Origin of the sequence: Variovorax sp. YR266 (genome assembly GCF_900107295.1) — a bacterium.
In the GTDB taxonomy this organism is placed as follows: Bacteria; Pseudomonadota; Gammaproteobacteria; order Burkholderiales; family Burkholderiaceae_C; genus Variovorax.
In genome coordinates this window covers 55,186-63,923 of record NZ_FNPM01000006.1, presented here as the reverse complement: position 1 = coordinate 63,923, position 8,738 = coordinate 55,186, and the positions used below count along the sequence as shown (strand labels likewise).

At 67.6% G+C, this 8,738-nt stretch carries 9 protein-coding genes; 7 read left to right on the top strand and 2 right to left on the bottom strand.

Annotated elements, in window-relative coordinates:
- The first annotated feature begins 151 nt into the window (after positions 1-151).
- On the top strand, positions 152-358 hold the full coding sequence (locus BLW48_RS16940; RefSeq protein WP_177142348.1) for a hypothetical protein: 207 nt from the start codon (positions 152-154) through the stop codon (positions 356-358).
- Positions 359-393: 35 nt separating this feature from the next.
- On the opposite strand, the gene BLW48_RS16935 is transcribed toward BLW48_RS16940, so the two are convergent.
- Positions 394-660: a hypothetical protein gene (locus BLW48_RS16935; protein ID WP_093052692.1), complete on the bottom strand. Its 267-nt coding sequence runs from the start codon at positions 658-660 to the stop codon at positions 394-396.
- Between the two features lie 219 nt (positions 661-879).
- On the opposite strand from BLW48_RS16935, the gene BLW48_RS16930 reads away from it, so the two are divergent.
- A complete protein-coding gene (locus BLW48_RS16930; protein ID WP_093176486.1) occupies positions 880-2,559 on the top strand; it encodes an alpha/beta fold hydrolase in 1,680 nt (559 codons plus the stop codon).
- Between the two features lie 12 nt (positions 2,560-2,571).
- Here the strand turns inward: BLW48_RS16930 and BLW48_RS16925 are convergent, their stop codons facing one another.
- Positions 2,572-2,760 (bottom strand): hypothetical protein, encoded by a 189-nt coding sequence (locus BLW48_RS16925; RefSeq protein ID WP_093052698.1) that lies wholly within the window; start codon positions 2,758-2,760, stop codon positions 2,572-2,574.
- A gap of 201 nt (positions 2,761-2,961) precedes the next feature.
- Between BLW48_RS16925 and BLW48_RS16920 the strand changes: the two genes are divergently transcribed.
- From BLW48_RS16920 to BLW48_RS16900, 5 genes are all read left to right on the top strand, one after another.
- A complete protein-coding gene (locus tag BLW48_RS16920; protein ID WP_093081601.1) occupies positions 2,962-3,918 on the top strand; it encodes a S1C family serine protease in 957 nt (318 codons plus the stop codon).
- Positions 3,919-3,981: 63 nt separating this feature from the next.
- Complete coding sequence (gene kdsA, locus BLW48_RS16915; RefSeq protein ID WP_093052704.1) at positions 3,982-4,827, top strand: 3-deoxy-8-phosphooctulonate synthase; 846 nt, start codon at positions 3,982-3,984, stop codon at positions 4,825-4,827.
- A 106-nt stretch (positions 4,828-4,933) separates the two neighbouring features.
- Entirely contained in the window at positions 4,934-6,580 is a 1,647-nt protein-coding gene (locus tag BLW48_RS16910) for a methyl-accepting chemotaxis protein (protein ID WP_093176484.1), read from the top strand.
- 83 nt (positions 6,581-6,663) lie between these two features.
- Positions 6,664-7,497 (top strand): alpha/beta hydrolase, encoded by an 834-nt coding sequence (locus BLW48_RS16905; protein ID WP_093052709.1) that lies wholly within the window; start codon positions 6,664-6,666, stop codon positions 7,495-7,497.
- A gap of 20 nt (positions 7,498-7,517) precedes the next feature.
- The gene (locus BLW48_RS16900; protein WP_093176483.1) at positions 7,518-8,738 is read left to right on the top strand and encodes a helix-turn-helix domain-containing protein; all 1,221 of its coding nucleotides are present in this window, start codon (positions 7,518-7,520) and stop codon (positions 8,736-8,738) included.

Below are 8,738 nucleotides of genomic sequence, written 5' to 3'. Positions count from 1 at the left end.
GGCGATGTAATGCATATGAATTACTTGGCTGCGCCGCCACCGCGTGCCGGTGAAATTGCGCCCGGATGCCCGGCGTTTGCCCCGCCTTCGCGCAGCAGCCGTCGCCGCCGACCTACAGACAAGACTCTCCCGCCGCGCCATGGTGAAACCCATGACACACCCCATCGAACTCACCATTGAAGAACCGTTGCCGGGCGCCTTTGTCTGGCAGTTGCTCGAAACCGACGACAAGGGCACGCACCCGCGCGTGCTGCGCAAAGCGTATGACGCTGTGGAGAGCTATGAACTGGCGCTCTCGGCCGGCCAGCGTGCGCTGCAGAGCGAGATTCGTCACCGCGCGCCTGTCGGGCACGGTTGATTGAATCGCTCACGGCGCCTTCAAGCCTTGGCGGCTCAGGCGTGCAGCGCGAAGTCGTCGATCGTGAGCGTGATGGACCGATGCGGCTCGGCTTGGTAGCGCGCGACGGCCACGGGCTCTATGACGTGAAAGTGCTGCCTGCATGTCTCCAGCAGGCTGTCGCCGACTTCGCGCGCGCCGAATTCGTCGTGCAGGGTTTCCTCGGAAATCTGCGCGACGACACGGGGGCCGCCGGGGCCTTCGGGGTAGAAGGCAAATCGCACGCTCGCGGTGTCGAAGCAATAGATGCCTTCGAAATTCATCTCTCTTGTCTCCTTGTGAAGCGGCGGCGATTGGACGCGCATGCAGCAACGGCAAAGAGTAGAAAAATTCGCATGCGCGTGCAGGAAATTTCCTACAGACAACAAGGAGAGAACTTGTATCCGGAAACGGCTTCGGCTTCCATTGCGCAGCGCCGATCCGGCGAAGATCGCAGCTTCCAGATTTCCTGTACCCGGAGCCTTTCCGGAGCACCCGACTCGATGACCGAAACGATCACGCGCCCTGCCCGGCTCCGCCGCCGCGCAGCCGCATCCGGCCTCGCTGCCGCACTGCTTTTGTTGGGAGCATGCAGCGGCCCCACGGAAGCCCAGCGCCTGGCAACCGCCAGCACGCCGCCGCCCACCGACTGCACCGCCTGGGTCGGCACCGACCGCAACGCCATGATGAGCGGCTACCTGCTGCCGCAGGACCAGAAGAACAGCAAGGGCACCAAGGTCTGCGTGCCGGTGCTGATGACGGCCAACCCCACGCCTTCCGGCTATGCGGGCGGCGACTATCACATCGCCGAGTTCACCGACGACAAGCTCAAGGCCCGCTGGCGCGCCTGCAAGGAAGACCCGGCGTGCTTCAAGCGCATCGACGCGCAGATGCAGCGCTGGCTGCCGCCCAACAAGGAACGCGCCACGCGATCGACAGGCGTGGTCGACCCCTCCGGCAAGATCGATCCGGACGGCCAGGTCGACCTGAAGCAGATCCGCCGGCCCGCCTTCTTCGCCAAGGCGCCGTACCGCGAAGGCATCGCCGGGGCCGACGCCCGCACCTACGTGGTCGAGTTCACCGCGCCGCGCGACACCTTCGAGCGCATCGACCTGAAGATGACCGGCGACATCAAGCTGCGCGGCTGGTACATCGAAGGCGCCGGCGTGGACGGCGGCAAGGGCAAGAAGGTGCGCGCGCTGGTCATCATGGCGCCGGGAGGCGGCGGGCAGCTCACGGCCATCCAGCACCCCGACGAGGCCTCGTACCGCATCGACGAGAAGACCGGCAAGACCATTCCCATCAACTTTCCCAACGCGACCACCGAGACCATGGGCCAGCGCTGGTGGCGCGAGAACCTGTATGCGCTCAACCAGGCCGGCTTCGACGTGCTGGCCTACGACCGGCGCGGCGAAGGCTTGTCGGGCGGTTTCAGCGACACCAACACGCTGGAGCAAGGGGAAGACGTGTTCCGCGCGCTCACGGCGCTGGAAACCGGGCGCGGGCTACGCATCCTCACGCCCCAGGGCGAAGTGCTCGAAGGCGAAGCCACCCGGGGCAAGCTGCTCGCAGGCATGCCATCGAGCGAGATCCCGCTGGTGCTCGGCGGCTACTCGCGCGGCTCGATGTCCACCGCCTGGGCCATGACAAGAAACTACGTGGCCCAGTGCAGCTTCGACATGCCCGAGCCCAACTGCACGCCACCCAAGGGCCTGCGGAACATTCGCGGTGCGATATTGCTGTCGTCGTTCGCCAGCGGCGCGGGCTATGTGGGCGACTCGCCCGACCTGGCCGACCGCAACCTGTTCCTGGGCGGCATGGCGGCCGATCACCACATCGTGTTCTATCCGAACTCGTCCACGCTCGCAGGCATGGACCGCTGGCCTGCCGCCTTCTTCGGCAAGGGCCTGTGGGACCGCGCGGAAACGCTCGAAGGCACCGTGGCCGCCTACAACCGCATCCGCGGCGTGAAAGAGATCGTGCTGGCGCGCGGGCCGCATTCGATCGAGACCTGGCCCGCATCCGACCAGGCCTATCTGCGCGAGCGCATGGTGGTGTTCGCGAAGTCGCTGATCGTCGGCGGGCGCACCATCCCGGGCGCGCGGCCGTGGAAGGACTTCAAGTCGCTGGTGGCGACCACGCCCGACTCGTGGGAACCGTCGTCGCGGCCGAAGGCGCCCTGAGCGACGAGGCGATCAGTACTTGCGCGGGTTGTCCGGCCGGCGGTCATAGCGATCGGGCACGCCGTCGCCATCACTGTCGCGGTTGCGTTCATAGCGGTCAGGAATGCCGTTGTGGTCGCGGTCACGATTGCGGCGGTGGTTGTCGTGGCCGCAGCCGGCCGCAAGGCTGGCGACTGCAAGCAGAAGAATGAGGTGCTTCAAGCTGTGTTCCCCGTGCTGTCGGTGTAGTTCTTGGGAGCCCCAGTGTCCGGGCGGCTGCTGAAGAATCGCTGAGCCTCTGCTGAAGGCTTCATGAACGCTGGGCACTGAAACGATGGCCCTGCCGGCTTCCCGTGCCCGGGTTGAAAACCTCCGGCATGCCGCCATTTCCTCTGGGATCTGGCGACTGAAAAGAGGTGCTCCATGGGCGCGCGCGACGAATTCATTCTTGACTCCTACTCGGCCACCGTCACGCAGGTGGCGCACACCGCCAGCGCGGCGGTCGCCCACATCAAGGTCCGAAAGCAGGCACAGCGCGGCGGCGCGGGCGGCCAGGGCAGCGGCTCCGGCTTCCTGTTCACGCCCGATGGCTTCACGCTCACCAATGCCCACGTGGTCGAGGGCGCGAGCGAGCTGCGCGCCGCATTCGCAGACGGCACCGAAAGCGTCGCGCGCCTGGTCGGGCTGGACGCCTCGACCGATATCGCGGTGTTGCGCATCGAGTCGCACCCGAGCACCTTCCTGCCGCTGGGCAGTTCGGCCGCCCTGCAACCCGGCCAGCTGGCCGTGGCGGTCGGCAATCCGCTGGGCTTCGACTTCACCGTGACCGCCGGCATCGTGAGCGCGCTGGGCCGCAGCCTGCCCGCGCGGGGCGGCCGGATGATCGAGGACGTGATCCAGACCGACGTGGCCCTCAACCCCGGCAACTCGGGCGGCCCGCTGCTGGACAGCGCGGCGCAGGTCATCGGCGTGAACACGGCGGTGATCCCTTCGGCGCAAGGCCTGAGCTTCGCGGTGGCCATCGACACCGCGCGCTGGGTGGCCGGCGAGCTGATGCGTCATGGCGCGGTGCGCCGCGGCAAGCTGGGCGTGCAATGCGCGGCCGTGGCATTGCCCAGGCGCTGGGTGCGCGAGAACGAATGGCCCGTGGCCACCGGGGTGCGCGTGGTCGAGGTGGTGGCCGGCTCGGCCGCCGCGCGCGACGGGCTGCGCAGCGGCGACATCCTCATTGGCTGCGACGGAGTGCCGCTGGCCCAGCTGTCCGACCTGCTCAAGCGGCTGGCGGGAGAAGGGTATGGACGCCCGTTGCTGCTCAAGCTGTTGCGGCCCGTGGCCGGGACTCTGACGCCCTTTTACCTGACGGTAACGCCCGCAGGCTGACCCCCTTCTGCCGGCGCAACGACAATAGGCGGCTGCAGTGAAGCACCTGTCCAGGAGAAAACCTTGTCCACCGTCACCATCACCCCTCAAGTCAACGCCAGCAACGAAGCCCCCTTCGTCCTCTTCGGCGGCGTCAACGTTCTCGAATCGAAGGACCTGGCCCTGCGCAGCGCCGAGGAGTACGTACGCGTCACGCAGAAACTGGGCATTCCCTATGTCTTCAAGGGCAGCTTCGACAAGGCCAACCGCTCCTCCATCCACTCCTACCGCGGTCCCGGCCTGGACGAAGGCCTGAAGATCCTGCAGGCCGTGAAAGACGCCTTCGGCGTGCCCGTGCTGACCGACGTGCACGAAACCGCGCAGGCGGCCCCGGTCGCGGAAGTGGTCGACGTGCTCCAACTGCCCGCCTTTCTCGCACGCCAGACCGACCTCGTCGTGGCGCTGGCCAAGACGGGCCGCATCATCAACATCAAGAAGCCGCAGTTCCTCAGCCCTTCGCAGATGCTCAACATCGTCGAGAAGTTCAAGGAAGCCGGCAACGACAAGCTCATCCTGTGCGACCGCGGCACCTGCTTCGGCTACGACAACCTCGTGGTCGACATGCTGGGCTTCGGCGTCATGAAGAAGGTCACGCAGAACCTGCCCATCATCTTCGACGTGACCCACGCGCTGCAGCAGCGCGAAGCCGGCGCCGCCGCATCGGGCGGCCGCCGCGAGCAGGTGGCCGACCTGGCACGCGCCGGCATGGCCGTCGGCCTGGCCGGCCTCTTCCTCGAAGCCCACCCTGATCCGGCGCAGGCCAAGTGCGACGGCCCGAGCGCACTGCCGCTGGACAAGCTGGAACCGTTCCTGACGCAGATCAAGGCGCTGGACGATCTGGTGAAGTCGTTCGCTCCCCTGAAGATCTGAAGCAGGGGCCCGAGGGCCCGGCGCGGCTCCATCCGTGGGCCATTTACTAAAGTTTTCATTTGGACTGCCGATATCCAGCCATTCCCCTGGATTCCGGAGTCCGAATATGTTTCTGAGCAACGTTTCAATTGGCAAGCGCCTGGCCATCGTGCTGGGCACCATCCTGGCGCTCTTTCTCGCCACCAGCGTCGCCGCGGTGTGGAAGCTGCAGCAGCTCAGCCAGGAGATCGACGCCATGATCGAGGACAACGTCAAGACCGAGCGCGCCGGCTCCGACTGGCTGCGCCACACCACGTCGGGCGTGCAGCGGGCGGCGGCCATTGCCAAGAGCAGCGACGCCAGCCTGATCGACTACTTCGCGCCGGCCACGGCCAAGTCGATCAAGGACACCAACGAGCTGCAGAAGTTCATCGAAGGCAAGCTGGCCAAGCCCGAGGAGCGTGAGCTGCTCGAGAAGGTCGGCAACCTGCGAAAGGCCTACCTCGCCTCGCGCGAGGAAGTCAGCAAGTTCAAGCTGAAGGGCGACCTCGAAGGCGCCAACCGCATCTTCGACTCCCAGTTCCAGCCCACATCGGTCAGCTACATCGCGGGCGTGCAGCAAGTGGTGGACATGCAGCGCGAGCAGCTCGATGCCGCCGCCGCCCGCGCCAACAATCTGCGCGCACAGACCAGCACGCTGCTGATCGTGTGTTCCGCCGTGAGCCTGGTGCTCGGCACCCTGCTGGCCTGGCTGCTGGCACGCAGCATCACGCGCCCGCTGCGCAGCGCCGAAACCATCGCGCAGTCGATCGCCGAGATGGACCTCACTGGTGCAGTCCAGCCAAGCTATGCCAAGGACGAAACCGGCCACCTGCTGCGCGCCCTCGACCAGATGCGCACCGCCTTGCAGGGCTCGCTGACACAGGTGCATGGCGTGGTGATGAACGTATCCACGGCCAGCTCGCAGATCGCCACGGGCAATCAGGACCTGTCGTCGCGCACCGAAGAGCAGGCCAGCTCGCTGGAGCAGACGGCGGCCTCCCTTGAGGAGCTGACCTCCACCGTGAAGCAGAACGCGGACAACGCACGCCAGGCCAATCAACTGGCCACCTCCGCCTCTGAAGTGGCAGTCAAGGGCGGCAGCGTCGTGTTCCAGGTGGTGGAGACGATGGGCTCGATCAATGCGTCGTCGAAGAAGATCGTGGACATCATCAGCGTGATCGACGGCATCGCGTTCCAGACCAACATCCTGGCGCTCAATGCGGCCGTCGAGGCGGCGCGCGCGGGCGACCAGGGGCGTGGCTTCGCTGTGGTCGCCTCCGAAGTGCGCAGCCTGGCGCAGCGCTCGGCCGCGGCAGCGAAAGAAATCAAGACGCTGATCGGCGACTCCGTCGACAAGGTCGAGGAAGGCAGCCGGCAGGTGGCCGATGCCGGCCGCACCATGGAAGAGATCGTCGGCAGCGTGAAGCGCGTGACGGACATCATGGGCGAGATCAGCGCGGCAAGCCAGGAGCAGACCTCGGGCATCGAGCAGATCAACCAGGCCGTCACGCAGATGGACCAGGCGACGCAGCAGAACGCGGCGCTGGTCGAAGAGGCCTCGGCCGCAGCCCAGTCGCTGCAGGAGCAGGCGGGCAGCCTGTCGCGGATCGTCGGCAGGTTCAAGCTGGAGCGGCAGCACACTGCTGCATCCGCGACCACATCGGTCAGTGCCTTGGGCACCTACGCACCCAACGCGCCACGCGCCTACCAGGAGCTGATCGCGTCCCACTAGGCGGAAGAAGCCGACAAAGGCCCTGCACGGAGGAATGAGGCGAAACTAGGCGCCACGTATCAGTCTTTCCTCCGGAGCCTACCTTGTCATCCAAAGTCTCCCGCATTGCCCTGTCGGCCTCGGCTGCCGCCATTGGCAGCATCGCGGCGTACTGGACCCTGCTTGCCACGCGCCAGGGGCACATCCTCTTCAACGCCCGCAAACTGCCCGTCGTCCATCTGTCGGACGACTTCTCCACGTACTCCCACACCGTGCCGGGCGGAATGGTCCGCGGGTATGTCTATCACCCCCAGGGTGAAGACTCGCTGCGGGACCTGTTCGTCTACTTCGCCGGCCGCGGCGAAGACGTGCGCGCCACCGCGCAGATGCTGCACTGGCTGCCCGAAGGCTTCGGCTTTGCCGCGCTCAACTACCGCGGGGTGGCCGACTCGCAGGGGCGCCCTTCCGAGATCGCATCCGTCGAAGACGCGAGCCAGTTCGCCAACCATCTGCGCCGCGCCTTTCCGCATGCACGCCTGCACGTGGTCGGCCGCAGCCTGGGGACTGGCGTGGCCATCCAGCTCGTGGCGCGACAAGACTTCGAGAGCCTGCAGTTGGTGACTCCCTACGACTCGATGCTGGAAGTGGCGAAGAAGCGCTTCCCGCTCGTGCCGCTGTCGCTGCTGCTGCGGCACCAGTTCAACTCGCTGGAGCACTGCAAGGAGGTCGCCGCGAAAACCCAGGTGCTGCTGGCCGAGCACGACGACGTCGTGCTGCCCGAGCGCTCGCAAAAACTCATCGCCGCATGGCCCACCCCGGTCAGCGTGCAGACGGTTCCCGCGTCGAACCATCACAGCATCATGGGTCTGGAAGAGACCTGGCTCTATCTCGTCGACTTTGCGTTGACGGCGGTCATTCCCGAGCCGAAGGCGGCATAGCCCGCTGGCTGGTCGATGCCATGGACTCCCTGATCGCCGCCTCCGCCCGCGCCCTGGCCGCTGGCGATGCGCTAGGTGCCCTCAAGCGGGTCGCCCTGCGCGACGACCCGCCTGCGCTGGCCTTGCGCGGCATCGCCATGGCCCAGCTCGGCGAGCACCCGCGCGCACGCGAACTCCTGCGGCGCGCCGCACGCGACTTCGGCGCGCATGAAGTGCTGTCGCGCGCCCGCTGCATCGTGGCCGAGGCCGAGGTGGCGCTGGCCATGCGCGACCTCGGCGGCTCGCCGCGCACGCTGACGGCTGCGGCAGCCACGCTGGAGGCGCACGACGATCACGCCAACGCGCTGCAGGCACGGCTGATCGCGGCGCGCCGGCTCCTGCTGCTGGGGCGCCTCGCCGACGCCGCAGCCGCGCTGGAGCGCCTCGATGCGCGCGGCCTGCCGCCATCGCTGGCGGCGGTGGCCGAGCTGAGCGCGGCCGAGCTGGCGCTGCGCTCGCTGCGCATCGGCCCGGCGCAGGCAGCGCTGGCCCGTGCGCACGAAGCGGCCGTCTGCGCGCGCGTGCCGGCTCTGCTGGCAGAGGTGGCGGAGGCGCGCGCAGCCTTCGAGCGCCCCGCCGCACGGCGCATCTTCGCGGGCGGCGAGCAGGCGCTGCGCCTGGATGAAGTCGCGGCGCTCCTGGCCTCCGACGCACTGGTGGTCGACGCCTGCCGCCGGGGCCTGGGCGCTGGTGACACGTGGCAGCCGCTGGCGCGCCGTCCGATCCTGTTCACGCTCGCGCGCTCGCTGGCCGAGGCGTGGCCCGGCGATGTCGATCGCGAAGCATTGATCGCAAGCGCATTCCGCACCCGCCACCCCGACGAAACGCATCGGGCGCGCCTGCGTGTCGAGATCGGCCGCCTGCGCGCACTCGTCACCACGCTGGCGAGCATCGAGGCCACGCCGCGCGGCTTCGTGCTCAAGCCGCACGGCGAACGCGCCGTCGCCCTGCTGGCACCGCCCATCGACGGCGACCAGGCCTCGCTGGTGGCGCTGCTTTCCGACGGCGCGGCGTGGTCGACCTCGGCCCTGGCGCTGGCGCTCGGGGCCAGCCAACGCACCGTGCAGCGCGCGCTGGTCGAGCTGGAGGCCGAAGGCCGGGTGCGCTCCATCGGCCAGACGCGCTCGCGCCGCTGGCTGTCGCCGCCGCTGGCGGGATTCACGACGATCTTGTTACTCCCCGCTGCGCTGCCGTTTGAATAG